A 24,853-nucleotide genomic window follows, 5' to 3' on the forward strand; every position below is an offset into this window, starting at 1 on the left:
GGGGTCGAGCTGACCATCGCGCCCCGTGAGAGTTACTACGGCGGAGGCGCTAGGAGCTACACCGATGAATGGGCATGATCCGTATGCCTATCTTAAAGATGTGCTGACGCGGCTGCCGACGCAGCGTGCGAGTGAGGCTGCTGAGTTACTGCCCCAAAGATGGAACCCCCTATAGTCGAGGAGTGTACCTTTTGAGAAATTTTACTTTGATTTCGAATCCGTCGAACTAACGTACCACCACCGTGGCTTTCTGTCCTCGTACGAGTGATACAACGGTAAGAGAGCTTCTAGATCATTGTCGTCAAAACCACCGACTAGCAATGCGATAGTTGGTTCGTCATCTATTGCACCGATGGAGCTCCCGCACTTTGGACAAAAAGCTCTACTGGAGTAATCTGAAGATCTAAACGCTGAGGGAGCACCACCGGCACCTATCCACTTAACTCTGTCTCGCGCAAACTCGACCCACACGGCAGTAAGAGAGCCAGTATGCTGCTGGCAAGTTTTGCATGAGCACGTATGAGGTTTCTCTGCTGGGCCTAGCGCTTCATATCGAACCCATCCGCAGACGCATCCGCCACTATAGGTTGTTTTTTCCATGTACTACTCCGTTGACCTGCGGTCATAGGGTCAAGCTTAGCGGTAGGCTATCGAACCTGTCTCGACGAGCAATCAATAGATACATATTTTCTAAACCTCTAAATTTTTCTGCCCTAATTCTCAGGGTTACGATATGTGCCGGACGCACAGCATAAAAATCGTGATCCACAAGGTGTATTGAGCGGATGCTTACAACTGACGAGGCTTTGCAGGGTACCTATCACCAAGGGGTAGACGATGCAGGATGTGGCTTACATCTTGCGGGAAATATTTGGCTAATGGTTGAGCCGGGCCTTAAGGCCCGAAGGTGCGATCTCTTCATTGACGCCACTTCATACCGTAGCCTAGCTATCGGTAAGCGATGACATAAGTGCAGAATAATTTGAACACCTCCTCCATCCTAGGCATGGCGTTCGTATTACTTGCCAACTGGGGTCGGGACTGGACTGAGCTGTACAGGATGCGTAGCTATTAGGCGCTTTGAGAGAATCATCGACTGAGTAGTCGCCGCATATTTTTGAAAATGCGCTGACGCAATATGGCTCTTGTAGGCTGCATCGTCGGCATAAATTTCGAAAAAATGTAGGCGATTAGGATGGTCAGACTCTGCTACTGAGTAGATTGAGATGACACCAGGCTCGAGTCTTACCGACTCAGTTATCTCCTCCCTGACTGCTGCCTGGTAGGCTGCCAGCTGCGCGGGGTCAATTTCAAGTTGAGCAATGCGGATGACTCTTCCGCCAGTCTCATCGGATAACGCCTGCTGTGTGGGTACACCGAGCATTACGATGACTCCTAATGTTCGCATCAGCTTCTTCATTTTTGCCTCCATGGCACGCTTATTAAGTTTGCCGAGTTAGCGGTCGCCGGTGACATGTCTGGCGGCTTACCTGGTAGGGCTGTCAGAGTCCTGCATCCCACATACTCATCGCCTCGCTCATGTACGTGGGAGGGTGGAATTTTGACACCCACAAAAAGGGCCCTCTAGGCCCTTTTGTACTCAAACCAATATTACTTGGTCAGCCAGGACTCAACGGTCGCGGAGCCGTGCTCTGCTTTCCATTCTTTCAGCGTTTTGTGATTGCCGCCTTTGGTCTCTACGACTTCGCCGGTGTGCGGGTTCTTGTAGACCTTTACTTGGCGGGGCTTCCGAGCGCCTGCTTTGGATTCGGCAGCAGGTGCACGACGGCCAGCCTTAGGATCAAGCAAGTTGATCACGTTGGGCAGGCTGTAGCTGTACTCGGCGAGCAAAGCTCGTAGCTTCGTTTCAAATTCGATTTCTTTCTTGAGGCCAGCGTCGCCTTTCAGGGCTTCGAGCCACCAGAAATGGCAGTTCTTAAGGATTCAGTCGTTTAAGCGCCTCTCTCAGCTCTGCATTACTACCGCCCAAGGCACTCGTTGCAATGATGGCGTTACGTAGCAAAATTGACGCTGCGTGTTGAACATGCTCTTGCAATAGGCGATCAGATGGGCCAGAGAGCGTGAGTGCGCCCTTTAGCTCATAGCCCAGCGAAAAAACAGGAACTGATACAGCGGTTGTCTCTGGATCTCGTTCGCCAAAAGAGCTAGCCCAGAAACGCTCCCGTACTTCCGTCAACGTAGGATCCCCCTGCCGAGAAAAAGCTCGAAGAATTTTTCCTGAAGCGCCTGCATGCAAAGGGAAGCGCGAGCCCTCCAGTACGGAAACGCGCACTGCTCGCTTAGGCTCAACACGAAACAGCACCACCCTGCTGCCGTTCTCCAACACATAGAAAGAGGACGTTTCCCCACTCTCCTCTGCTATTGACTCCAACAATGGATGGATGACATCACGAAGTCGGAACGAGGCCTGGTACAGCTGCGACAAACGAAGAGGCTCAGGCCCGACAGAATAGCTACCGTCACTCAGACGGCGCACAAAACCGGCTTTCTCCAACGAAGTAATCAACCGCAGAATTGTACTTTTGTAGAGCCCGGTTCGCCTCGCAAGCTCAGCCAATGTCAGGCTTTCCTGTTCAACCTGGAAGGCAGCTAGAATCGCAAAGGCTCGATCCACAGCGGCGACCCCGCCTCCTTCAACGCCGTTGGATTGATCAGAAAGGCCTGTATCAGATTCGGTGTTCATAGTCACTCAACGTCAGGTCTGAGCTCGCAAGGCAATCCAGCAGCAGTAGCACAGCTGTAATTGCCTGCAAGACAATTTCAATGAACTTAAGATACCTTCTGAGCAGCCCAGGAGCCAGTGCGTCAATCCTCGCGTAGAAACAGGCGCAATGACATGACCATCGCCGCAGCCACAAACATGATGCATCCCATCACCATCAGCCCTGCTGTGAATGAGCCGGTGTAGTCCTTGAGAAACCCCATCAGATAGGGGCCCACAAAACCACCGAAGGCACCAATCGAGTTGATCAAGGCAATACCACCCGCAGCTGCCTGACCGCGAAGAAACTTGCCTGGCAGTGTGTAAAAAATTGTTTTTCCTGCAATCGTACCGACCAAAGCCAAGGTGATACCGGCCAATGCGGGAGCCAACGCATTCATCTGCAACGCGAACAGCAGCGCCAAACCTGCAAGCAGCATAGCAAGCGTAAGGTTAAGAATTCCCTTGCCGGTGCGATCAACATGTTTTGCCCAGATCAAAAGGCCGATGGTTGCGAAGAAGTAGGGAATCGCCGCTACCCAACCAATCATGCTCACTTCTACGCCGTGGGCCTTGAGCATCTGTGGCAACCAGATGCCGATACCGTAGGAGCCTAAGGTGAAGCTGAAGGTGATCGAGCTGAGAATCCACACCCTGGGATCCCTTAGCGCTGCCTTGAAACCATGACTGTGTTGTCCCTTACTTTGTTCTTCCGCCAGCATGCCGGCGATCAAATCACGCTCACGAGATGTCAACCACTTTGCTTCTGAGGGGTGGTTGGTGAGCACTTTCAATGTGATCAATCCCAAAATACAGGCTGGAATCCCCTCGATGATGAACATCCATTGCCAGCCGGCGAGTCCGAGAAAGCCATGCATCTGCAAGAGCCAAATAGAGAGTGGGCCCCCTACCAGGAATGAAATAGGTGTGGCCACTGTGAACCATGCCAGCACCCTTGTGCGGTACTGCGCTGGGAACCACAACGTCAGGAAGAAGATAACGCCAGGAAAGAAACCTGCTTCGGCGATACCGAGGATCAGCCTTACCACATAGAAACTGTAAGGCCCGACTACCAGAGCTGTTGCGGCGGCGGCCAGTCCCCATGTGATCATGATCCGGGCCATCCAGAGCCGGGCGCCGAATCGATACATTGCGAGGTTGCTGGGGACTTCACATAAGCAGTACCCAAAAAACATGATCCCTGCGCCAAGCCCAAACTGAGTAGCGGTCAGCCCCAGATCATCAGTCATTTGCAGCGCGGCATAACCTACGCTGGTGCGATCCAGGTAATTGAAAAAATAGGCGAGCGCAAGCAACGGAATCAATCGCCACGCAGCCTTGTGAAGCACACGGGTTTGTTCTGCATCGAGAGGTTGTGCCGTGAAGGCTTTTGGACTTTTCGGAGATGTCGTGACAATAGCCATGACGGGGTTCCTCAACTTTATTTTTATATGGCTGACGGCGGGAAAAACCGTCAGCGAATTTGCTACAGGCTTGAGGGTTAGCGGACGACGCCACGACCTCGCAAAGACTCGATATCCTTGGAGTCATAACCCATCTCGCCGAGCAGCTCTTCTGAATGGCTGCCTAACCGAGGCACATTCAGACGAGCATCCATGCGCCGACCATTCATCTCGAACGGCAGCATAGGTACCTTTACTTCTTCGCCGTTTTCCAAGGAGAGGTGTGCCAGGCCTCCAGAGGCATTCAGATGTGGATCCTCGAACAGATCCTGAGGACGCTGGATGGGAGAAAAAGGCAAACCTGCTTGCTCACACATGGCCATGACGGCATGTTTGCTGAGGCTGGCGAGCCGCTCCTTCACCAGGGGAAGAATTTTTGAACGAGCCTGGACGCGCTGGGTATTTTTCGCCAGATCGGGGTCACGGCCCAACTGATCGAAACCGAAGGCCTCACAGAAACTGACCCATTGACTGTCGCTCACTACGCCCATGAAAACCTGCTCATCATCCAGCGTGGTGAAGACGTCATAGATTGCCCACGCTGAAAGTCGGCTGGGCATTGGGGCTGCGGGCTTTCCTGTGGTTGCCATTTGCATCATGTGCTGGCCTACCAGAAAAGCTGAGTTTTCAAAAAGGCCCGTTTGGACAAATTGGCCCTCACCGGTGGCCTTGCGTTGCCAAAGTGCTGCGAGGATCGAAATGGCGCTGAACATTCCCCCCATCACATCGTTAACCGAAGCACCCGCCCGCAATGGACGGCCTTCAGGGCCCGTCATGTAGGCCAACCCAGTCATCATCTGCACCACTTCATCCAGCGCCGTTCGGTGCTCATACGGGCCAGGCAAAAAACCTTTCATGGAGCTGTAGATGATGTCGGGCTTGAAAGCTTTCACGTCTTCATAACCCAGCCCAAGCTTCTCCATCGCGCCTGGCCGAAAATTCTCGGTGACCACATCCGCGCTCTCAATCAGCTTGCGTACTGCGGCCATGCCATCCTCCGACTTGATGTCGACAGCAAAGCTTTTCTTATTGCGGTTGTAGGTCATCCAGTAACCCGCGCCAGAACCCGTCAAGCGGCGCGTATTGTCGCCCTCAGGCGTTGGTTCGACCTTGATCACCTCCGCACCTAGATCTGCGAGTACCAAACCGCACGTAGGGCCCATGACCATGTGCACAAACTCGACAACCCGGATGCCCGCCAGCGGCAATGTCTGGATGTTCTGATTTTGCATGCTCATTGCGCGCCCCCGGCGTATTGAAAGTTTTTACCCACTCCAGCGTCCGGGATAAACCCGTAGAGCGGTTCGCCCGGCAACCCTTGTTTGAGCCACTCACGGGCCGCTACCAGTTTGTCGATGTCGACACCGGTACGTAGCCCCATGGATTCGAGCAGATAGACGAGATCTTCGGTGACGATGTTTCCCGAGGCACCTGGTGCGTAAGGGCATCCTCCGAGACCGCCTTGGGAAGCGTCGATCGTCGTGACGCCAACATCCAGCGCGGCAACCACGTTGGCCAACCCTTGACCACGAGTGTTGTGGAAATGCGCACTGCCTGCTTTAGCACCTATCTCGCTACGCAACCGAGTGAAAAGACGGCGTACTTGAGCCGGGTTCGCATAGCCGACGGTATCGGCCAGACCGACCTCATCAACGCCCAACTCGACCATGCGCAAAGCCATGCGAATCACATCGTATTCCGGGACTACACCTTGAATCGTGCAGCCGAATACCGTCGATAGGCCGGACTCGATCTCGACATGAGGAAATTGCTCGTTTCGAAGGGTGACAATAGAACGCACCTCTTCGTAAACCTGCTCATGGGTCTTGCGGATATTGGCAAGTGAATGCGGTTCGCTGACGGAAATCGGCATCGTAATTTTCTGAACGCCGGATTTGAACGCTGCCTCTGCGCCCTTGAGGTTAGGCACCAGGGCGGTGACGAATACATCCTGTCTTTGCCGAAGGTGAGCGACCAGTTCTGCTGCATCAGCCATCTGTGGCAGCAGCTTGGGTGAGACAAAAGACCCAATCTCGATTTCTCGAAGCCCGGCGTCGGCCAGCGAAGTTAGCCAGTGCTTTTTCAGCTCAGTCGGCATCGTTGCATTGACGCTCTGCAACCCATCCCGTGGGCCTACCTCACTGATCAGGATATCTACGTTGCTTTTATCGTTCATCGCCGGTTCTCCGGGTGTTGAATTGCGTACGTTCTATCTGATAGAACAATGTTCTGAAATAAATAATGAGCGCATGAATTCAAGCTGTCAACGCCACCCATCTATAATTCCGGTGAGTTGGGGTTTTTGATTTAAACGACGCAAGCGCAGATGGTCGAATCAGTGCCGTACGGCAGCAGGTGGGTTGACAGGGAAGGAAAATAGATCGACATTTGTTCTGCCAGAAGATATTTAATTCTGTCTGACAGAACAACAACAATGCGAAGAACAGACTTTTTCACCCTCGAAGGTCGATACCTGTCTTGTTCGGCGCCCGTGTAGGAGTCGACTTTGTGAGCCTTTATGCCCCCCCGCGTGATTTACCGACTCGCGTATTTACTACGATGCCTGAGGCCTTCTGGAAGGATGGTGACTCCGAGTGGGTACGTGCTAACAAACCCGGACAGAACGTCAAAAGTTTTCTAGAAGGGCCATCCTTCGATGTAAGCGGAAACCTCTACGTAACTGATATTCCCTACGGTCGTATTTTTCGAATAGACCCGTTGGGCAATTGGACGCTGGTTGCGGAATATGACGGTTGGCCGAACGGACTGAAAATCCACCGGGATGGTCGAGTTTTCATTGCCGACTACAAGCAGGGCATTCTTGTACTCGATCCAAACACCGGCTCAATTGCGCCATTTCTTACGCACAGCCGTAGTGAAGGATTCAAAGGCGTAAACGATCTGTTCTTTGATGAAAGCGGAAAGCTCTACTTCACCGATCAAGGTCAGACCGGCCAACAGGATCCCAGCGGACGTGTATTTGCCTACGACCTGGATAAAGAAATCCTGACCCGTTTGATAGACAACGGCCCAAGCCCGAATGGCCTGGTGATGAATCTTCAGCAGAATGCGCTATTCGTTGCGATGACACGCGGCAATGCAATCTGGCGCCTGCCGATTCAAAGCGATGGGGGAACCAGCAAAGTTGGCATCTTCGCCGCAATGGCGGGAGGTGTCAGTGGGGCCGATGGCCTAGCACTAGACTGCGTCGGTAATCTTTATGTGTGCGATGCCGGGAATGCCTGCGTCTGGGTGTTCGACCCCCATGCAGTGCCGCTGTATCGGATTCGATCGTGCACCGATGGACGCACCCTGACCAACTTGGCGTTCGGTGGTGCGGGCAACAAGCAATTGTTCATCACCGACTCCTCCACCGGTTCGATATTGGTAGCCGATCTCGAACACGCCGGGTCACCCATGTATTCCCATAGCTAGCCTATGACGCTCTGAATTCCTAGTGCTGCCCGCACGGGATTCGTTCGGCCCGAAAAAAGCGTGCGCACGACGCACCAGCCCTACAAGTCTAATAAAAGGGACACTCATGCTGATCTTCTTAAGCTACGCCATGATCGTTTGCTTCATGTACCTGATCATGAGCAAGCGACTATCTCCCCTAGTAGCGCTGTTACTCGTTCCTGTCGTGTTCGGGTGCCTGGGAGGCTTTGCGACCCAACTCGGCGCAATGATGTACGACGGCATAAAAATGCTCGCGCCGACGGGCATCATGCTGACCTTTGCGATTCTCTACTTCTGCCTGATGACCGACGCAGGGCTCTTCAATCCGCTGATTAAAGTATTGCTGCGCCTGGTAAAAGGCGACCCCCGGAAGATCGTCGTGGGCACTGCCATTCTGGGTTTGTGTGTTGGCCTCGATGGCGATGGCGCAACCACCTACATCATTGCCACTGCAGCCTTTTTGCCGTTATACCGCCTGACCGGGATACGGCTGCAGGTGATGGCGACCGTTTTGCTAATGGCCATCGGCGTGATGAACATACTGCCTTGGGCGGGGCCGTTTTCTCGCGCGGCCAGCGCTATGCATGTCGATATCACCGCGCTGTTTCTGGAGATGATACCGATCATGATCGCCGGCGCCGTCTGGGTTGTTCTTGCCGCTTGGTGGCTGGGACGCATGGAATATCGTCGGCTCGGCGTTGTGACGGTGAGTGAGGACGAAGTGCTGGATGGTTATGCGCACATTCGGCTCAAAGATCCGAAGTTCTTGTTCAACGTTGTGCTGACGCTGACGCTGATCGCCGGCATGATGCTTAGCCTCATGCCCCTGCCGATTCTGTTCATGCTGGCGTTTGGTTTAGCTTGCCTAGTTAACTATCCAAGCTTGAAACAGCAAAAAGAAGTCATAGCCCGCCATGCTGATAACGTCATGGCGGTCACTCTGCTGATCTTTGCTGCAGGCATATTCGTCGGCATCATGAGTGGCACAGGGATGATCAAGGCGATCTCGGATAACCTCATCATGATCCTGCCAGAACAGGCTGGTCATTACATGTCGCTGATCACAGCCCTGCTGAGCATGCCGTTCACTTATGTACTGACCAACGATGCGTTTTACTTCGGTGTGTTGCCCATCCTTGCAGAGACGGCTGCTCACTATGGGATTGGCCCGAATGAAATGGCAATTGCGTCACTGATTGGCCAGCCCGTCCACCTCCTCAGCCCTCTGGTTGCATCGACTTACCTGCTATGCGGGCTGTTGGATATTGACTACGGCGACAACCAGCGAGTCTCCCTGAAATGGACGTTCGGAACGGTCTTAGTGATGCTTATGACTGCAATCGGAATTGGGGCGATAACAGTCATTAACTGACTGATGTGACAGGTGCCCAGCCAAAATCCGAGTCCTGGAAACCGAATAAATAAAAAGGGCCCTCTAGAGGCTCTATTGTACTCAAACCAAAATTACTTGGTCAGCCAGGACTCAACGGTCGCGGAGCCGTGCTCTGCTTTCCATTCTTTCAGCGTTTTGTGATTGCCGCCTTTGGTCTCTACGACTTCGCCGGTGTGCGGGTTCTTGTAGACCTTTACTTGGCGGGGCTTCCGAGCGCCTGCTTTGGATTCGGCAGCAGGTGCACGACGGCCAGCCTTAGGATCAAGCAAGTTGATCACGTTGGGCAGGCTGTAGCTGTACTCGGCGAGCAAAGCTCGTAGCTTCGTTTCAAATTCGATTTCTTTCTTGAGGCCAGCGTCGCCTTTCAGGGCTTCGAGAGCTTGGAGTTGCTCGGCTAAGTGTTTTTCGAGCTGGCGGAATTCTGCGAGCTTAGACATGAGAGGCCTCTAGTTGGTTAGTCTCCTAACCGTACACTAAATAAAAAAAAGTTTGTAATTGGCGTAAGCCTACTTTCGTCAAAAGGCAGGCACGACATCGCCGTGATAGCGCTCAAGGATGAATTTCTTCACTTCAGGCGAATTGAGCAACGCGCCAAGTTTCAATACGGCCGGAGCGTTCGCCTTGTCGCGACGTACGTACAGGTAATTGGCGTACGGTGACTCCGAGCTTTCAATAAACAGAGCATCCTTATGAGGCTCAAGCTTCGCTTCCAGCGCGTAGTTAGCGTTGATCAATGCCAGGTCGACCTGGTTAAGCACGCGCGGCAGCATGGCCGCTTCCAACTCCTGAAATTTCAGGTGTTTGGGGTTGCTGACGATGTCGAGGCGAGTAGCCATGATGTTATCGGGATCCTTGAGGGTAATCAGCCCTTGCTTGGCGATCAGTAGCAGCGCACGACCGGAGTTGGTCGGGTCGTTGGGTATGGCGATGGTGGCGCCATCCTTGAGTTCACTAATAGATTTGATCTTTTTCGAATAGGCACCGAACGGTTCGATGTGCACGGCCACGATTGGCACTTGATCGCTGCTTGGGCGATCTTTTTTATACGCCTCATAGTACGGCTTACTCTGGAAGTAATTGGCGTCCAACAAACCTTCATCCGTTTGCCGGTCTGGCTGGATATAGTCAGAGAAGACTTTGACATCCAACGTCACCCCTTCTTTGGCAAGCTCAGGTTTGAGGAATTCCAAGATCTCGGCATGGGGCACAGGCACCACTGCGATTTTCAGGGTTTCGGCATAGGCAGAACCCATGGCTGCGACGAGCAGTGCAACGGAGAGAACGACGCGTTTCACGATAATTTACCTTCGAAGCGATTTAGGGAAAAAGAAGAGAGATCCAGGTCGGTCGAGCCGCGCATGCACCACTGCGCAAACGCCTCGCCAAGTGCAGCGGAATGTTTGAAGCCGTGGCCGGAACAGGCTGACACTACCAAGGTGTGCTGCAACGACGGATGCTCGTCGATGATGAAATGGCGATCCGGCGTAACGGTGTAGGCGCAGACAGCAGACTTGACCACCTTCGAGGTAACACCGGCGATGCGGCCGCGCACCTGGTGCTCAAACATGTCCTGCTCTTCCGCCGCCGAGACTGTACGATCCATTGATTGTGGCAACGAGGTAGTGTGGTACTGCGCGGTAGCGATTTTCAGGCTGCCCTCGCCGTGTAACGCGGGGAAGCCATAATTGATTTTGTCGTCGCCGCGACCGTGGGTGAGGATAAAAGTCGGTGAGTGGCCCACCAGCCCGGCGCTCTCCTCCAGCTCGAACCAGAACAGCTTCTGCCGGTAGACACTGAGCAGGCTGTCAAACGGCTTGCCCAACAATTCGCTGCTCCAGTTGCCGGCGCTGATCACTAGCTTGTTGGCAAAGAGCGTCCGCAAGTTCGTGGTGACTTCAACACCCTGCTCATTCGAGCTAATCGCGGTGACGGTCTCGCCTTTGTACAGGATCGCGCCGTGCTGTTCGGCCAGCTTGAGCTGCACGTCGATGCAACGTTCAGGGCGTACAAAGCCTCCACCAGGCTCGAAATAGCCGATGGCATTGTCGTGCACGTTGGCAAACTGGGGAAAGCGCTGGCGAATCTGCTCGGCGGACAAGATTTCGTGCTCGATGCCATATGTCTGCGCCAAGCCGATGGTACGCAAGGTGAAGTCTGTTTTGTCGTTGGGGTCAAACTCGGGACTCGAGGTCAGCGCCAGTAGGCCCGACTGTTCGAACAGCGACTCCCCCGACAATTCCTCAAGCTCGCGCCAGATGCGGTGGGAGTTGCGCACAATGGGAACGTACTGCGCGCCCTCACCGACCGAAAGCCGAGTAATGCGCGTATCGCCGTGGCTAGAGCCCTGATTGTGAGGTGGGTGATAGCGGTCGATACCAACAACACTCACACCGGCCTTCGACAACTGATACACCGTTGCAGCGCCCATGGCACCCAGGCCCAAAACCGCAACATCACACCGCTCGGACATCAGCTCTCACCTGTCAAAAAGAGGCTAGTTGAGAGGGAAACAGATTAAGAATCAACATCTAAAAGAGCATATGCATATTCTAAATCACGTGTAAGCAGCCGCACTGCCTCAAGTGTTTTATCGGAAAGGCGTCGATACTTCGCTTTCGATTATCGTCAACTCTGATCACGACGCGATGAGTTTCAAGCTGTCATAAGTGGCATAGATCAGGCAGTGGATTTCTAACGGGACACCATACACACGGAACGCGACCCAGGTGAATCGTTTGCCTATGGCGATGTGCTTCAGATTACGCGAAGGTGTCAGGAAAGTGTTCTGCTCGGACGGCTAGGTATGAGAGACGGACAGAGAAGCTCGACTCACTGGCAGTAAACCGTCCAAAGCTGATCAACGCGTGTCGTGAAACTCTGACTCATCATCTCCCTTCGCATACCCCAGTCAGGGTTTGTTGGCCCCCCCCAGACCACCCCGCCGGCCACCAAGCCTGGAGAGTTGTCAGGCTCCAAGGGAAACCACGATAAAAAAGGCAACAGTGCCGAAGCAAAACCTGGTCAAGCACCGCCTGAAGGAGAACAGGATTCAGGCAACGGCGCGAGTAATAGTGGAAGTAACTAGTTTTATTGAGTGCCAGGGATTGTCACCCCTCCTTCCCTGCCTCAAGAAACCGCACGGTCATCCCTGACAGCGCACGTGCTCCGACGACTAACGCGCTTTCATCCACAAAGAAGTTCGGATTATGGTTAGGCGCGGCGGTCGCTGGGTCTTGGCCATCCGGCGTTACGCCAAGGAAAAAGTATAGGCCGGGCGCTTGACTGGCGAAGAAGGAGAAGTCCTCGGAGGCGCCAACCAGCGGGGTGGTCGCAACCTTGCCAGAGGCCGCCCGGTCAAGCACGGGAGCCATTTGTGCCGAGAGCTTTTCGTCGTTCATCGTAGTGCCATAAGCCGGGACTACCGACACCTCAGCCTTGGCGCCTGCGCTTTCGGCGATCTTCTCAGCGGTGAGTTTCACATCGCGCCCTACCTGCGCACGGACCTTCTCGTCGTAGGTACGAATGGTGCCGGCCATTTGTACTTGCTCCGGGATAATGTTGGGGGCGCTGCCGCCCTGGATCATGCCGACGGTGACCACCGCTGGCGACTGCGTCAAATTGGTCCGGCGGCTCACCACAGTCTGCAGGCCGGTGAGCACTTGGGCGGCGGTCACGACCGGGTCGACGGTGTTCCAGGGCATGCCGCCATGGCCCTGCTTGCCGGTGACGGTGATTTGCAGGTCATCGCTGCTGGCAGTGGTCGCGCCGGTCCGCCAGCTGAGCTCCCCTGAGCGTCCCGGCATGACGTGCACAGCGAAAACCGCATTGGGTTTGAGCTTGTCGAATACACCCTCTTGCAGCATCAGCTGCGCCCCCCAACGCTGGTTCTGGCCGGACATGACCTGGCTCGATCCCTCTTCCGCAGGCTGGAAGATGAACATCACCTTGCCAGGCAGTTTCTCGCGCATGCCCGCCAGCACTTCGGCCGTGGCCATCAGCATGGCGGTGTGGGCATCGTGGCCGCAGGCGTGCATGACGTCCACTTCCTTGCCCTTGTAGGTGCCGCGGGCCTTGGAGGCGAACGGCAGGCCCTCCGGCTCCTTGACCGGCAGGGCGTCCATGTCGGCGCGTAATGCCACGGTAGGCCCGGGCTTGCCACCCTCGAGAATGCCCACCACGCCGGTGCGCGCAATGCCCGTGTGCACCTCAAGGCCGAGCTTGCGCAGGTGGTCAGCTACCAACTTGGCGGTGCGCGTCTCCTGATCACCCAATTCTGGATGTTGGTGAATATCGCGGCGCCACTCAATCAGCTTCTGCTCCACGGCTGCAGCACGGCTGTAAGCCTGCTCCTCGAGTGCGCTGGGTGGTTGTGCCTGGGCGACACCGGCGAGGCCCAGCAGTAGCCCGGCCAGCAACTTTGATGGTTTGAATGATTGCATTGTATCAACTCCTGACATCGATGCAGCGGCCTGTAGAAGTCGCTACAAAAGACCCAGCCTAACCGATTAAGTCAAAGGTGCAAGTTAATGCTTAACCTGTCGATAAACGAAGTTTCCCGGTGCGAAAAGATTCAACAATAACCGAAAGATAAACGCAGTTAGTTACAACTTTGTGGGCGATATTCGGCCACTCACTAGCACTGCTAACACCTTGAAACAAACTAAGTGTATAGATTGTAAATGCGCTTTACTTACATTTGATTAATACCATCCGAGCCGGACTGATGTGTCGAGCGCTCTAGACCAAGGATAAATCTCTGACTCCAAAAACCACCGGCAAGCGCTCTTCCATCTCGCATTACCTAACGGAGAGCTGTGCCATGCGCTTTACCCTCAACCATTTGTCTGTCGCCCTGTTGACTGCTTTCGCACCAACTTCCTTTGCCCAAGTCATGGAAATCAAACCTGGCGAAGTGTACATCCAGCCGAGCGACCTGCCGGTGGACGTTAGCGATCAAGCCCTGCAGTTGCAGGAAGTCCGGGTACTGGGTACCGCCGAAGAAGAGCTCAAGCAAGCGCCGGGAGTGTCCATCATCACCGCTGAGGACATCCAGAAACGTCCACCGGCCAACGATCTTTCCGACATCATCCGCCGCGAGCCGGGGGGCAACCTGACCGGCAACAGCGCCAGCGGCAACCGGGGCAACAATCGCCAGATCGATCTGCGTGGCATGGGTCCGGAAAACACCCTGATCCTGATCGATGGCAAGCCTTCTTCGTCCCGCAACGCCGTGCGCCACGGCTGGAACGGCGACCGAGACACCCGCGGCGAAACCAACTGGGTGCCGGCCGAAGAGGTCGAGCGTATCGAAATCCTCCGTGGCCCGGCGGCCGCGCGTTATGGCTCCGGCGCCATGGGTGGCGTGATCAACATCATCACCAAGCGCCCGACCGACAAGCTGCACGGCTCGATGACCGTCTACACCCAGTTCCCCGAAGACAGCGTCGAGGGTACCGGCAAACGTGCCAACTTCAATTTGAGCGGTCCACTGAAAGACATCCTGGTGTTTCGCGTCTACGGCAGTGCAAACAAGACCGATGCCGACGATGACGGCATTAACGCCAGCCATCAGGCCATCGCCGATTCCCTGGTGGCTGGCCGGGAAGGTGTGCGCAACAAGGACATCAATGGTCTGCTGAGCTGGCAATTGAACCCGGAAAACGCCATTGACCTGGAAGCCAGCTACAGCCGCCAGGGCAATTACTGTCATGCCTGGGTAGATCAACATTGCGATTTGCTCGTCTCCCATCCAAGGCACTTTGTCCATGTCGGGGCCCATGTCAGACATGTTGTGTTCTTGCGTGGTTTTGTCAGCAGCCGAAGCCTTGAAGTGAACGCTGGCCGCCAAGGGAGCTAGGAGTGCGCCGCAGCCAGGTTGCTCTGACTGGCGCACGCGGAGACGCAGGAGAGGTGGGGGCAGGCGTTAGCCAGATTTTTGCGGGACGCTGAAATGGTTAGAATCAATGGGTGGAAATTCACATTGGCTTTAAACGAATGGGCGGAAAATCACGATTTATTTTGCTTCTTGAGTGGAAAAACCGCGAAGAATTCCACTAACTTCCGTAAGAGAAGGGTTTGGATTAGGAATTACTGGGTTTTAGGACTTTCCACCCAATTCGCGATTGGCGCACCCTCCCCTTGGTATGGCGTCGATCCTGACCTTCCTGACTACGGACGATTAGGCCTTTTCGCTCAAGATAATCGAGCATTCGCGTTATCGATATGGGCACACCGATAACACGACGGCTGACCAGTGCAGCGGGCTTCAGTGGAGCACAATTCCGCGATCGATCAGGCGTTGATCCCATAGCGGCACTTCGCCGATGCGTTCGATTAGAAAATCGATCAACGTGCGTACCCGCAAGGCGCGGCGCTGAGTTTCCGGGTACACGGCGGCGAAATCGAAGGACGACAGGCGATAGTCGTTAAGGATCGGCACCAGTCGCTCGTTGATGAAATCGTCGCTGGCTATCAAGGTCGGCAGGCAGGTGATGCCTGCACCGTTCAGAGCGTAGTCGCGTAACAAATGGATGGAACTTGAGCGCATCTGGCTGTGCAGCGTCAGCTCGACACTCTCGTCTCCATTGGTAAATTGCCAGCGATTGCGCGATGGGTATGAACTGAACAACGCCACGCGATGATCCTTGAGTTGCATGGGATGTTCCGGCTCCCCATGGTCGCGCAGATACTGCGGCGAAGCACAGAACACCCGGTGCAGGGTGAAGAGTTTGCGCACCACCAAACGCTCGGCATGGGGCGGGAACATCTGGAAGGCGATGTCGAACCCCTCCTCGATCGGCTCGACCACGCGATCGGTGACTACCACATCCAACTCGATCTCGGGGTACATCGCGGTGAACTGCGCCAGCATCGGGCCCATATGGTCGATTGCAAAGCCTTGCAGTACCTGCAGGCGCAGCTGGCCAGTGAGGTTGGAACGTTGATGGCGCATTTTCTCGGTCAGCCCGTGAAAGCCTGCGACCAGGTCGGCGCACTCCTGAAAATACGCCTCGCCGATATCCGAGAGCCGCACATGGCGGGTGCTGCGGTGAAAGAGCGGTGCGTTGATGAACGCCTCGAGCTGTTGCACGCGATGAGTGATGACGGAGCGGGTGACGCCCAACTGCTCCGCAGCCTTGGCAAAGCTGCCGGTTTGGGCGACGCGCACGAACGCCTCGGTGATGAGTAGACGATCCATGACCTCTCTCTTCTTGTAGTGATTGGCGGCCCACGACGGTCGATCAGGCACAGACTTGTTTGCATAGTAAGGCTGTGCCTGTGGGGCCGCCAGCTTAGCGGTCAGGAAAGAATGTAGTCGGTTGGCTCGACCTCATGGGTGCGATGCCAGAACTCCACTGCGTTGAAGGGGAAGTTCTGCGTCACCCTCCCCTTACTGTTCTTGTACCAGCTGTTGACCTTGGAAAAGCCCCAGGCGCGGAGCAGGTTGGCCTGGTCGATGCGCTGGTTGTAGGACTCGAATACCGGTGTCTTGACCTCCATGCTCTGGTGTCCGCCCTCAAGCAGCAGCCGCACCGCATCGACGACATATTTAGCAGTCAATTCCGAAAACTGGATGATTGTGCTGTACACCACCAGGCTGGTATTGGGTCCGTACATGCAGAACATATTGGGGAACTCGGGCACCGTCATGCCGAGGTAGGCCCGTGCGTCGTCACCTTTCCAGACCTCCTGCAGCGCCACGCCGCCCCGACCAGTGATGTTGATCGGCATGAGGAACTTGGAGGCGTGAAACCCGGTGCCGTAGACGATCAGGTCGAACTCGTGCTCGGTGCCGTCGACGCAGCAGATGCCTTTTGGAGTAATAGCTTCGATCGGCTGGCGGATCATACTGACGTTATCGCGCTTGAGTGTCGCGATCCAGGTACCGTTGTCGCGAACGATACGCTTGCCACCCACCGGCGAGTCAGGCACCAAGACGTCTCGCAGGTCCGGGCGGTCGGCGAACTGCGGCTCCATCCAGGCGCTGATGTCCTGGCGCAATTGCTCATTGCGTGCCGACACCGCGACTTCGGTCGGCGGGTAATCGACATCAACCATCACGTCTTCGAGGAAACCGACACCCTGCGGCATCGCCATGGCTACCCGGTTCCACAGGCTGTAATGGGGCAGATTTGCCAGCAGCCACTTGCAGCTGTCAGAGTTCTTCCCATGCAGATCAGGGGTCGGCAGGAGCCAGTTGGTGGTGCGTGCAAACACCTTCAGGTCGGCCGCCGTCTTGGCCAGCTGAGGAATGAACTGGGTCGCACTGGCGCCCGTGCCGATCACCCCTACACGTTTGCCGCTCCAGTCGATGCTGTGATCCCACTGCGCCGAGTGAAAGGCCGGCCCCTCGAACGTTTCGATACCGGGAATCGCCGGAATCATCGGGCGATTCAGCTGCCCTACGGCAAACACCACTACGTTGCTATCGACTCGGACCTGCCCGTCGCTGTTGCGACACAGCAACTGCCAGCGCTGAGTCGCTTCATCCCAATGGGCATCGCTGACTTCGGTGTTGAACTGGATATGCTCGTACAGACCTTTCTCCCGTGCCACCGCCTGCATGTAGGCGAATACTTGCGGCGCGGGCGCAAAACAGTCGTCCCAGATATGGCGCGCAAACGAGAAACTGTAGAAGAAGCTATGGATGTCGACGCGGCAACCCGGGTAGGTGTTCTCGCGCCAGGTGCCACCGACATCATCGCCTTTTTCATAGACCACAAAGGGCACCCCCGCCTGCTTGAAGCGCAGGGCCGCGATCATGCCGCTTTCGCCAGCGCCAATGATCACGACCCTGAAGTCCCGGTCGGCGGCGATATGGTCTTTGTGCCAGCGCGGAGTACGCAAGTCTTCTTCAGCGGTAACCGCCTCCTCGGCAATCAGCGGTAGATAGGGCTCAATGACGGGCCCCATCAGCCAGGTGCCCAAGGTGTGCAGTTGATCAGTGGTGGGCCGACCGGGCACGGGCTGGCCGCTGTCACGAAACGCCAGCAGGCGTTGCAGGCAAAATTCGCGAACCTGGGCTTCTGTTTCAGGAGGCATGCCGCTACCGGCGACGCCCATGGCGACCACGGGTTTCCATTCGGGGTTAAGGACTGTGAGGTCGCCAGTGAGGTGAGCGACCGTCATCAGCAATGTAGGAATATCGGCACCCTGCAGGTTGCCGCGCAGGGTTTCATCATCGCAATCGATGGAGGATACAGTGGTATTGAAGGCACTCATGGTAAACCTCTTATTCTTTTTGTCAGGGGTCATTGATCGTCAGCGAGGGTCAAACGGGCGGTAAAAAAGGTTCGATCTGTTCGCGCAGCCAATCCAGCGCATCACCGCTGGCACGCAGGAACGGCATGGTCACGAATCCGTGCATCTGGCCACTGAAACAGCGCTCGACCACCGTGATGCCGTCTTGCACCAGGCGGGCGGCGTAAGCCTGGCCTTCGTCCCGCAGCACATCCAGCTGTGCGGTCAGCACTATCGCCGGTGGCACGCCGCGCAGATCCTTGGCGGCGAGCGGCGAGGCATTCGGTTGTTGGCGTTGGCTGGCATCGGACAGGTAGTGATCCCAGAACCAGCGCATGTCTTCGCGGGTCAGCAGCAACTGGCGTTGCGGATCCAGGTAGGCGGGGCCGTCGAGATCCGCCTGGGTGACCGGGTAGATCAGCACTTGCAAGGCCCAGTACAACTGACCACGCCGGGCCGCGCGCTGGGCGAACACCGCGGCCAGATTGCCGCCGGCGCTGTCACCGGCGACGATCAGCGTGCCCTCGGCGCCGCCGGCCAGTTGTGCGCGGCGATCCACCAGCCACTGCGCCGCGCGCTCTACATCATCGAGCGCCGCCGGAAACGGAAACTCCGGGGCCAAGCGGTACTCGACCAGCACCACGGTGCACTGGGTGCGCTGCGCCAACTGGCGGGCGAAGCAGTCGAAGTCGTCGATGCCGCCAAGTACCCAGCCACCGCCGTGCAGATAAAGAATGGCGCCACGGACCGAGGCGCTTGGGCTAAGGATCCGCAAGCGCGCACCGCCCAGTTGCATGTCCTCGACGCTGTGCATGGCCGGCCCCTCGTCTTGAGCTCGCAGCCCCGCCATGACCGCTCGGGCCTCTGGCGCATCCATCTGGTGAAAGGGTTTCAAGCCGGTTTCGGCCAACTGCGCCAACAGCTGGGCAGACTCGATATCGAGTGTCATAGCGGTGCCCTCCTACGCCGTGGTATCCAGAACGAAGTCGAAACTCGCGAGGTGAAAGTCGGTACCTATATCGAACTGGCTGGCCAGTGGGTCGCTGGCACCGCGTGGCTGGTAGACCACCCGTAGCGAATCCTTGACGCCGAATACCGCATCCGAATCGATATAGGGATCGTCATCATTGAACACGTGAGTCACCAGGCGCTTGTGGCCCGGGGCGTCGAGCATGAAATGCAGGTGCGCCGGGCGCCATGGATGCCGTCCCGTCGCTTCCAGCAACTGACCGACTGGGCCATCGGTAGGGATCGGATAACTGACCGGGACCACGCTGCGAATCGCATAGCGCCCATGCTCATCGGTGTGATAGCGACCGCGCAGGTTGCCATGCGGCTGGGTAACGTCCTGGCCGGAGTACTGGCCGTTTTCAGCGGTCTGCCAGACATCCAGGGTGGCCCCTGCCAGAGGCTTGCCGGTGATGTCACGTACGCAACCCGTGATCAGCGAAGCGTTACCCGGGATCAGCGCCATGTTCTCGCCGTATTCACGATCCGGCATGCCGGAAATATAGAACGGCCCGAACACCGTGCTTTCTGTGGCCTCGGCGCCGTTGCGGTGCTCGATAGCGTCGACCAGCATCGACAGCCCCAGCACATCGGAGAGCAGGATGAATTCCTGGCGCACTACGTCGTCGCACTTCTGCCCGGTGGCCGTGAGGAACTGGATCGCCTGAAACCATTCGGCCTCGCCGAGCTCCACCTCGCTGGCAAAATTGTGCAGATGCCCTACCAGTTTCTGCAGCAAAAAGCGCAGGCGTGCGTCAGGGGTATGGGCAAAGCTGTTGACGGCACGGGCAGTAATCTCGCGTTCGGATGCTATGTCTGAGTGACTCATATTTATAATCTCGTCTGACAAGGGTGGATCAGCGCAAACACCCTTAATTCGGTGCTTGACCGTTCAACGCACGGGTCAACAACGCCTCGATGGCTCCCTGCTCGAACGGTCGCGGGTTGTAGTAAGGGCTCGCGCAGGCGATGCGCGCCGCTTCAGCCGGGCCATGCTCGGGGAAGCCGACATCGGCCAGCGCCAAGGGGATGCCGAGGCGGCGATTAAGGGCGTACAGCAACGGCCCGACGTCGTCCGCCTGTTCGCCACCCAACGCCCGCGCTGCGCGGCGCAAGGGCTCGACGGCCGCCTCGCGGTTGTAGTGCGCAGCGTGGGGCAGAACAATGGCGTGAGCTTGGGCATGGGGCAGGTTGAAGGTGCCGCCGAGGGTATGACAGAGCTTGTGGTGGATGGCCATGCCGACCGATCCCAGGCAAATGCCGGCCAACCAGGCCCCTTGCAACGCCTGCCCGCGGGCCTCGATGTTGGACGGATCATCGACGATCCTGGGCAGCGACTGCGCCAGGGCGCGGATCGACTCTTCGGCCATCAACGAGATCACCGGATTGGCGTCTTCGGCATACAGCGCTTCAATTGCGTGGGCCATGGCGTTCATGCCCGAGCAGGCCGACAGCGCGACCGGCAGGGTCAGAGTCAGTTGCGGATCGTAGATGACGGTCTTGGGGAGCACCCGGGGGTCGCGTCCGGTCTTTTTCAGGCGGTTTTCGGTCAGGCCGTAGATCGGCGTCATCTCCGATCCGGCGTAGGTAGTGGGCACGGCCAGGATCGGCAGGCCGCTGTCCATGGCGATCGCCTTGCCCAGGCCGATGGTCGAACCTCCGCCCACCGCCACGCAGCAATCCGCTTCACGGCGCACGGCCTCCTCGCGAGCTGCCTGAGCGGTTTCCAGTGGCACGTGCATCACTGCCTTGGGATACACCCCGGCGCTGCGATCGCCTAGCAAGCGGGCGACCTGCTCGCCAAGCTCTTGCTGGTCAGGGGTGGTGAGGATCAACGCACGACGGGCGCCCATCCGCTCGATTTCGTCGCTCAGACTGGCGAGTTTACCCGCGCCGAAAATGACCCGCGTCGGCGTACCTTGATAGATAAAGGTATTCATCGTTATGGCCTTTTATTTTTGTGTTTGAGTGGCCAGACAGTAAGGTGCGCCCATGGCCCTAACAAGACCATTCTCGGCGAAATGACTGTTCGCAAAACGCGAACAAAGCTGTCGCTAATGCGGTTAGTTCGAACCAACTTATCATGACGAACACATCAATTATTCGTGTTTCATGAACATTCTATTCGCCCATATTGGCCTTGTTTGACCAGAGCCATGATCTTAATGTCCGGGCACAAAAGAGCGGGCGGATAGTCCCTCTCGCCAAAAAAATAACAACAATAAGGTCCGAGCCCGATGCTCAAATCCCTCGCCTCTTTGTGCGCGATGTTATCGTGCACGCTGTGTGCTGCCGCCTCCTCCCAACCTGGTGAAGGTGACATGGCTAACTGGTTGTTCCCTGCATTGGAAAAAGAAACCGGCATCAACATCCATGGCGTAATCGACGCAGGGTATTCGCGCAACAATACATCCACCCGAACGGAGCGCAGCGGCGGCCTGACTAACTTGCCAGTGGCCGGGTACGCCGATGAAAAATTCGAACTGGCTTTTTTCAACTTATTTATCGAAAAGCCACTCGCCAGCCGTTACTTGCCACGCGCCACACCCCTGCCCGGGCCACAGGCGACGGATTACTCATTCGGCTTTAGCCTGGGATTGTTATACGGCCGTGACGGCCAGTTCGCCCGCACCGCAGGCTGGGACGAGCATTGGGGCATCAATGAACCAGGCGCTTCAGATGCGGAGAGCGCCAAGCGACGCCGGCAAAAGTTCTATGCATTCCCGGATCTGTTCGCGACGGCGTACCTTCCGTATGGCACCGGCATCAGCGTCATGGCGGGAATTTTCGGCCCTGGGATCGGCTATGAAATTCCGCCGAATATCCGGGTTGCGCGCAACGCATTCGCGACCAAGACCTATGCATTCGTGACCGAGCCAGGGACCGTTAGTGGGGTCGTCGTGGGTACACGAATACTGGCTACCGATTCCAGTGTAATGGGCGGCGAACTGGGGATCGTACAGGGCTGGAATAACCTGCGTGATAACAACGATCGCAAATCGGTACTGGGCGCCTTGCGCTGGCGCAGCGCCGATATGCAAGCCTGGATCGACTATGAATTCATCGCCGGTGATGAGCAGAACAAGGCTACCGATGATATTCAGGCACCCACCTCGCGCTTGATTTCGTCGAGTGGCCAATTCAAGCAACAGCACTCATTGAACGGCTGGTTTGCCCTGGACAAACAGTGGTCCATCGGTGCCGAAGTTCTCTACGGGCGCCAGGACGGCGACGGCAAGCCGGGTACTTTCGATATAGTCACAGGCCCCGGGTTTTCCGGTGCGCATTGGTGGGGCGTCAACAGTTCGCTGACTTATCAGTATCGCCAGGACCTGGCTTTTTCTGCCCGGGCGGAACACTTCAGCGATCCACAGGGTTTTGCGCTGTTCCCGGTATCCGTGGCACACGGCGCATTTGATGGTATTACCCTGGGCCTGCGCTATGAAGCCACGCGTAATCTGTCGCTGCGACCCGAAATCCGCTACGACTGGTTTACCGGTGATGCCGATGACCGGCCTTTTGGCAATGGAAGAAAGCGCCACCAAGCAACGGCCACCGTGCAGGCGCTTTATTATTTTTGACCGCCCCGTCTGGTGATAGCGTGGCGGCTGCGATTGACGACGTTTTGCAGAAAACGCAAACCTGCTAGCCCGGAAGTGCCATTGCCTTGCCGCCGTGAAATTGCCAACCTCCATTGCAGGCAACTTTCCGAGTTTCAGACTGGCAGTTGCCCTCGAGAAGTAAATTTTGCCAACCGAGCACTAAAATGGGTTGTGGCTAACGAAGGAGCCTAAACGAAAATCCTCCACCAGCTTGACCCGGCAATCAGAGCCCAGGCGGGTTCATCGCTGGCTATATTAGGTCTGATAATAGAATGTTATCCGACATCATATTCTTAATACTGGAATTATGTTCCGTTGAACATAATCGGAATTGCAGATTGCTCTTGGTCGATGAAGACCCGCTGTACCCGCATCTCCTCGGGCTCAACACCCAGGAAGCGGCAGCAGCTTTTATCACTGCCAGCATCGCGGCGAATGCGATGCGCAGCTATCTCAGCGCCCTCGCCTACTGGTCGGCCTGGCGTAACAGCCAGGCGCTGGGTAACGCCCCACTGCAGCCGTCAGTGGCGATTCCGTTCGTGCTGGATCACTTGTCGCTACCGCTGGAAGACGGCACTTGGCCGTACCTGATGCCGCCAGGTGTAGACGCCGCGCTAGTCACCGCCAGGGTCAAGACCAGACTGATGCTTGTTTGAGGCTATCTGCGCTGCTGGAATCTTTAGTGAAAGAAAAGTTGAAAAACGAACCTGACGTCATGATACGAAGTCCTATCCCATCATGGAATGAGATCCATAATGGCCTACCGAGCAGTCACAGGAGTCTTTTACATGCAGGATCTCATCACGCGCATGGACGGGTGGTTGCAACAGCACCGCCCAGCCTATTACGCAACACTTGCGACTGGCGTGTCAGTTGCTGCATTGGATGATTACGAGCGCCGAACTGGCATCACACTCCCAGCAGACCTCCGGGCGCTCTGGTTATGGAAGGATGGGAGTACCGAGGAAGCGCTATTTACCAATCACATGTTCATCTCTGTCAGAGACAGCCTGAGCAGCAAGCTGGAGCTAGACGCAATGATAGGTTCTGACTTCGAAGACCCAGAATGGTGGAAACGGCAGTGGGTACCATTTACGCAGAGCTTTGGCGGCGATCATCTCTGCATCAATATAGTGTCTGAAAAACCAGGTGAGATCATCGACTTCTGGCACGACGAGCCACTACGCGAAGTGGTTGCTCCAACGCTGGAAGATTGGTTGCACAGTCTTGTGGAAACCATGGAGTCCGGGCGGCTGGAGCTGGCCTAGTCCCTGTGTTTGCCATCTAAAGCGTATCGCGTTATCCGCCACCCATCTGGGGGGGCAACATAGCGCGCTATACGCCCTACGCTACGCCTACGCCTACGCGAAACTCGATGATCCTGACGCACGCACGATTAGCCGCCTAACCAAGGAAGCCAGGAGCGCCTCTACATCGACTTGACCGATACTACCTCCACATACTTGTACTTCTTCCTGGCAGCCTTCACGGCTTCTTGCTCGGCAAGCAACGAGCTCAACGTGTCGGCCTCGTGAATTAACTCGTGCATCTTCCCCTCAAATTCGTTGCCAACCCGAAGCGTGACTCTAAGCCTAGGCGTAAATGCTTTCGCTACTGCTTTCTTAACTATGGGAGCTTCAACCGGCTTGGGAAGTAAAACCTCGGGCGCAGGCTCCTGCACCGGAGGAGCAGAAACCTGCACTTCGGGCTCATCCGTACCGAACAGGGCACGACGCATTTCTTCTTCAGTTAACTCAGAGTTCATAGGGCATCTCAAAGGAGTGGTACTTAGCTCGACAAATGTTACTAGGATTGTTACTGACTGGCGTCATTGGGGAACCTGCATAGACGTCACATCCCCACTTCGAATTCGATCCGAGAGCCCCTCAACGCTCGCGAAAGCTTTTCCTCCGGCAGTCGTGTGATAAGCCCGTCTCAGCGAAGCTTATATGGCTGCATTGGGGTCCGA

At 56.2% G+C, this 24,853-nt stretch carries 23 protein-coding genes and 3 pseudogenes; 7 read left to right on the top strand and 19 right to left on the bottom strand.

Translation table 11 applies throughout. The features are described from left to right. Positions 1–64 precede the first annotated feature (64 nt). Positions 65–175: pseudogene (locus EQV97_RS03625) on the top strand (transposase domain-containing protein); the annotation flags it as partial. A gap of 26 nt (positions 176–201) precedes the next feature. Here the strand turns inward: EQV97_RS03625 and EQV97_RS03630 are convergent. The 7 genes from EQV97_RS03630 to EQV97_RS03660 all read right to left on the bottom strand — a co-directional run bounded on the left by EQV97_RS03630 (position 202) and on the right by EQV97_RS03660 (position 6,361). Beyond that, complete coding sequence (locus tag EQV97_RS03630) at positions 202–600, bottom strand: GFA family protein (protein WP_240888431.1); 399 nt, start codon at positions 598–600, stop codon at positions 202–204. A gap of 418 nt (positions 601–1,018) precedes the next feature. Next, complete coding sequence (locus tag EQV97_RS03635; protein ID WP_240888432.1) at positions 1,019–1,420, bottom strand: putative quinol monooxygenase; 402 nt, start codon at positions 1,418–1,420, stop codon at positions 1,019–1,021. Between the two features lie 191 nt (positions 1,421–1,611). Beyond that, entirely contained in the window at positions 1,612–1,944 is a 333-nt protein-coding gene (locus tag EQV97_RS03640; protein ID WP_240888674.1) for a histone-like nucleoid-structuring protein, MvaT/MvaU family, read from the bottom strand. Further along, on the bottom strand, positions 1,937–2,704 hold the full coding sequence (locus EQV97_RS03645) for an IclR family transcriptional regulator (RefSeq protein WP_122840424.1): 768 nt from the start codon (positions 2,702–2,704) through the stop codon (positions 1,937–1,939). Before EQV97_RS03645 ends, EQV97_RS03640 begins: the two co-directional genes overlap by 8 nt. A 122-nt stretch (positions 2,705–2,826) precedes the next feature. Then, positions 2,827–4,146 carry an MFS transporter gene (locus EQV97_RS03650; protein WP_240888433.1) on the bottom strand — a complete coding sequence of 440 codons (1,320 nt, stop codon included), beginning with the start codon at positions 4,144–4,146 and terminating at the stop codon, positions 2,827–2,829. 77 nt (positions 4,147–4,223) lie between these two features. Beyond that, a complete protein-coding gene (locus EQV97_RS03655; protein ID WP_240888434.1) occupies positions 4,224–5,423 on the bottom strand; it encodes a CaiB/BaiF CoA-transferase family protein in 1,200 nt (399 codons plus the stop codon). Continuing rightward, positions 5,420–6,361, bottom strand: coding sequence for a hydroxymethylglutaryl-CoA lyase (locus EQV97_RS03660; RefSeq protein WP_122840423.1), 942 nt, complete (start codon positions 6,359–6,361; stop codon positions 5,420–5,422). The genes EQV97_RS03655 and EQV97_RS03660 overlap by 4 nt, the downstream gene beginning before the upstream one ends. Before the next feature lie 332 nt (positions 6,362–6,693). Here EQV97_RS03660 and EQV97_RS03665 point away from each other — a divergent pair, with 332 nt between their 5' ends. Further along, positions 6,694–7,620, top strand: a complete 927-nt coding sequence (locus tag EQV97_RS03665; RefSeq protein ID WP_240888435.1) for an SMP-30/gluconolactonase/LRE family protein — start codon at positions 6,694–6,696, stop codon at positions 7,618–7,620. Between the two features lie 106 nt (positions 7,621–7,726). After that, positions 7,727–9,013 carry a citrate:proton symporter gene (locus EQV97_RS03670; RefSeq protein WP_240888436.1) on the top strand — a complete coding sequence of 429 codons (1,287 nt, stop codon included), beginning with the start codon at positions 7,727–7,729 and terminating at the stop codon, positions 9,011–9,013. A gap of 92 nt (positions 9,014–9,105) precedes the next feature. Here EQV97_RS03670 and EQV97_RS03675 read toward each other — a convergent pair whose 3' ends face one another. From EQV97_RS03675 to EQV97_RS03695, 5 genes and pseudogenes are all read right to left on the bottom strand, one after another. Continuing rightward, on the bottom strand, positions 9,106–9,471 hold the full coding sequence (locus EQV97_RS03675) for a histone-like nucleoid-structuring protein, MvaT/MvaU family (protein ID WP_240888437.1): 366 nt from the start codon (positions 9,469–9,471) through the stop codon (positions 9,106–9,108). Between the two features lie 78 nt (positions 9,472–9,549). After that, positions 9,550–10,287: a MetQ/NlpA family ABC transporter substrate-binding protein gene (locus EQV97_RS03680; protein WP_052321298.1), complete on the bottom strand. Its 738-nt coding sequence runs from the start codon at positions 10,285–10,287 to the stop codon at positions 9,550–9,552. Positions 10,288–10,325: 38 nt separating this feature from the next. After that, entirely contained in the window at positions 10,326–11,504 is a 1,179-nt protein-coding gene (gene solA, locus EQV97_RS03685; RefSeq protein WP_240888438.1) for an N-methyl-L-tryptophan oxidase, read from the bottom strand. Between the two features lie 359 nt (positions 11,505–11,863). Beyond that, positions 11,864–11,956 (bottom strand): annotated as a pseudogene (locus EQV97_RS03690) (DUF4113 domain-containing protein); the annotation flags it as partial. Positions 11,957–12,141: 185 nt separating this feature from the next. Further along, complete coding sequence (locus EQV97_RS03695) at positions 12,142–13,473, bottom strand: amidohydrolase (RefSeq protein WP_240888439.1); 1,332 nt, start codon at positions 13,471–13,473, stop codon at positions 12,142–12,144. 452 nt (positions 13,474–13,925) lie between these two features. Here EQV97_RS03695 and EQV97_RS03700 point away from each other — a divergent pair. Continuing rightward, positions 13,926–14,735: pseudogene (locus EQV97_RS03700) on the top strand (TonB-dependent receptor plug domain-containing protein); the annotation flags it as partial. A gap of 379 nt (positions 14,736–15,114) precedes the next feature. On the opposite strand, the gene EQV97_RS28970 reads toward EQV97_RS03700, so the two are convergent. The 6 genes from EQV97_RS28970 to EQV97_RS03730 all read right to left on the bottom strand — a co-directional run bounded on the left by EQV97_RS28970 (position 15,115) and on the right by EQV97_RS03730 (position 21,222). Then, entirely contained in the window at positions 15,115–15,342 is a 228-nt protein-coding gene (locus EQV97_RS28970; RefSeq protein WP_346769711.1) for a MarR family transcriptional regulator, read from the bottom strand. Continuing rightward, positions 15,300–16,232: a LysR family transcriptional regulator gene (locus tag EQV97_RS03710; RefSeq protein WP_225570400.1), complete on the bottom strand. Its 933-nt coding sequence runs from the start codon at positions 16,230–16,232 to the stop codon at positions 15,300–15,302. The genes EQV97_RS28970 and EQV97_RS03710 overlap by 43 nt, the downstream gene beginning before the upstream one ends. A 101-nt stretch (positions 16,233–16,333) precedes the next feature. After that, on the bottom strand, positions 16,334–18,256 hold the full coding sequence (locus tag EQV97_RS03715; RefSeq protein ID WP_240888441.1) for an NAD(P)/FAD-dependent oxidoreductase: 1,923 nt from the start codon (positions 18,254–18,256) through the stop codon (positions 16,334–16,336). Between the two features lie 49 nt (positions 18,257–18,305). Beyond that, complete coding sequence (locus EQV97_RS03720) at positions 18,306–19,223, bottom strand: alpha/beta hydrolase (protein ID WP_240888442.1); 918 nt, start codon at positions 19,221–19,223, stop codon at positions 18,306–18,308. A 12-nt stretch (positions 19,224–19,235) separates the two neighbouring features. Continuing rightward, positions 19,236–20,111, bottom strand: a complete 876-nt coding sequence (locus tag EQV97_RS03725) for a dioxygenase (protein ID WP_225570398.1) — start codon at positions 20,109–20,111, stop codon at positions 19,236–19,238. Positions 20,112–20,154: 43 nt separating this feature from the next. After that, positions 20,155–21,222 (bottom strand): maleylacetate reductase, encoded by a 1,068-nt coding sequence (locus EQV97_RS03730; RefSeq protein ID WP_240888443.1) that lies wholly within the window; start codon positions 21,220–21,222, stop codon positions 20,155–20,157. 381 nt (positions 21,223–21,603) lie between these two features. Here EQV97_RS03730 and EQV97_RS03735 point away from each other — a divergent pair, with 381 nt between their 5' ends. The 3 genes from EQV97_RS03735 (at position 21,604) to EQV97_RS03745 (ending at position 24,152) form a co-directional block, all read left to right on the top strand. After that, a complete protein-coding gene (locus EQV97_RS03735; RefSeq protein WP_346769712.1) occupies positions 21,604–22,863 on the top strand; it encodes an outer membrane beta-barrel protein in 1,260 nt (419 codons plus the stop codon). 359 nt (positions 22,864–23,222) lie between these two features. After that, positions 23,223–23,540 carry a hypothetical protein gene (locus EQV97_RS03740; RefSeq protein WP_346769713.1) on the top strand — a complete coding sequence of 106 codons (318 nt, stop codon included), beginning with the start codon at positions 23,223–23,225 and terminating at the stop codon, positions 23,538–23,540. A gap of 132 nt (positions 23,541–23,672) precedes the next feature. Further along, complete coding sequence (locus EQV97_RS03745; RefSeq protein WP_240888445.1) at positions 23,673–24,152, top strand: SMI1/KNR4 family protein; 480 nt, start codon at positions 23,673–23,675, stop codon at positions 24,150–24,152. A 161-nt stretch (positions 24,153–24,313) separates the two neighbouring features. Here the strand turns inward: EQV97_RS03745 and EQV97_RS03750 are convergent, their stop codons facing one another. After that, on the bottom strand, positions 24,314–24,649 hold the full coding sequence (locus tag EQV97_RS03750) for a hypothetical protein (RefSeq protein ID WP_201148178.1): 336 nt from the start codon (positions 24,647–24,649) through the stop codon (positions 24,314–24,316). Positions 24,650–24,853 lie beyond the last annotated feature (204 nt).

The sequence above is a fragment of the Pseudomonas sp. TMW22090 genome (genome assembly GCF_022496665.1).
Lineage (GTDB): Bacteria > Pseudomonadota > Gammaproteobacteria > Pseudomonadales > Pseudomonadaceae > Aquipseudomonas > Aquipseudomonas gregormendelii.

What these genes read in the sequence shown, in the direction of transcription:
- EQV97_RS03660 (WP_122840423.1), bottom strand. Translation starts at nt 6,361, where the DNA reads ATGAACGATAAAAGCAACGTAGATATCCTGATCAGTGAGGTAGGCCCA.
- EQV97_RS03695 (WP_240888439.1), bottom strand. Translation starts at nt 13,473, where the DNA reads ATGCAATCATTCAAACCATCAAAGTTGCTGGCCGGGCTACTGCTGGGC.
- EQV97_RS03735 (WP_346769712.1), top strand. Translation starts at nt 21,604, where the DNA reads ATGGCTAACTGGTTGTTCCCTGCATTGGAAAAAGAAACCGGCATCAAC.
- EQV97_RS03670 (WP_240888436.1), top strand. Translation starts at nt 7,727, where the DNA reads ATGCTGATCTTCTTAAGCTACGCCATGATCGTTTGCTTCATGTACCTG.
- EQV97_RS03745 (WP_240888445.1), top strand. Translation starts at nt 23,673, where the DNA reads ATGCAGGATCTCATCACGCGCATGGACGGGTGGTTGCAACAGCACCGC.
- EQV97_RS03675 (WP_240888437.1), bottom strand. Translation starts at nt 9,471, where the DNA reads ATGTCTAAGCTCGCAGAATTCCGCCAGCTCGAAAAACACTTAGCCGAG.
- EQV97_RS03715 (WP_240888441.1), bottom strand. Translation starts at nt 18,256, where the DNA reads ATGAGTGCCTTCAATACCACTGTATCCTCCATCGATTGCGATGATGAA.
- EQV97_RS03725 (WP_225570398.1), bottom strand. Translation starts at nt 20,111, where the DNA reads ATGAGTCACTCAGACATAGCATCCGAACGCGAGATTACTGCCCGTGCC.
- EQV97_RS03730 (WP_240888443.1), bottom strand. Translation starts at nt 21,222, where the DNA reads ATGAATACCTTTATCTATCAAGGTACGCCGACGCGGGTCATTTTCGGC.
- EQV97_RS03655 (WP_240888434.1), bottom strand. Translation starts at nt 5,423, where the DNA reads ATGAGCATGCAAAATCAGAACATCCAGACATTGCCGCTGGCGGGCATC.
- EQV97_RS03680 (WP_052321298.1), bottom strand. Translation starts at nt 10,287, where the DNA reads ATGGGTTCTGCCTATGCCGAAACCCTGAAAATCGCAGTGGTGCCTGTG.
- EQV97_RS28970 (WP_346769711.1), bottom strand. Translation starts at nt 15,342, where the DNA reads ATGGGATCAACGCCTGATCGATCGCGGAATTGTGCTCCACTGAAGCCC.
- EQV97_RS03710 (WP_225570400.1), bottom strand. Translation starts at nt 16,232, where the DNA reads ATGGATCGTCTACTCATCACCGAGGCGTTCGTGCGCGTCGCCCAAACC.
- EQV97_RS03635 (WP_240888432.1), bottom strand. Translation starts at nt 1,420, where the DNA reads ATGAAGAAGCTGATGCGAACATTAGGAGTCATCGTAATGCTCGGTGTA.
- EQV97_RS03720 (WP_240888442.1), bottom strand. Translation starts at nt 19,223, where the DNA reads ATGACACTCGATATCGAGTCTGCCCAGCTGTTGGCGCAGTTGGCCGAA.
- EQV97_RS03645 (WP_122840424.1), bottom strand. Translation starts at nt 2,704, where the DNA reads ATGAACACCGAATCTGATACAGGCCTTTCTGATCAATCCAACGGCGTT.
- solA (WP_240888438.1), bottom strand. Translation starts at nt 11,504, where the DNA reads ATGTCCGAGCGGTGTGATGTTGCGGTTTTGGGCCTGGGTGCCATGGGC.
- EQV97_RS03630 (WP_240888431.1), bottom strand. Translation starts at nt 600, where the DNA reads ATGGAAAAAACAACCTATAGTGGCGGATGCGTCTGCGGATGGGTTCGA.
- EQV97_RS03750 (WP_201148178.1), bottom strand. Translation starts at nt 24,649, where the DNA reads ATGAACTCTGAGTTAACTGAAGAAGAAATGCGTCGTGCCCTGTTCGGT.
- EQV97_RS03650 (WP_240888433.1), bottom strand. Translation starts at nt 4,146, where the DNA reads ATGGCTATTGTCACGACATCTCCGAAAAGTCCAAAAGCCTTCACGGCA.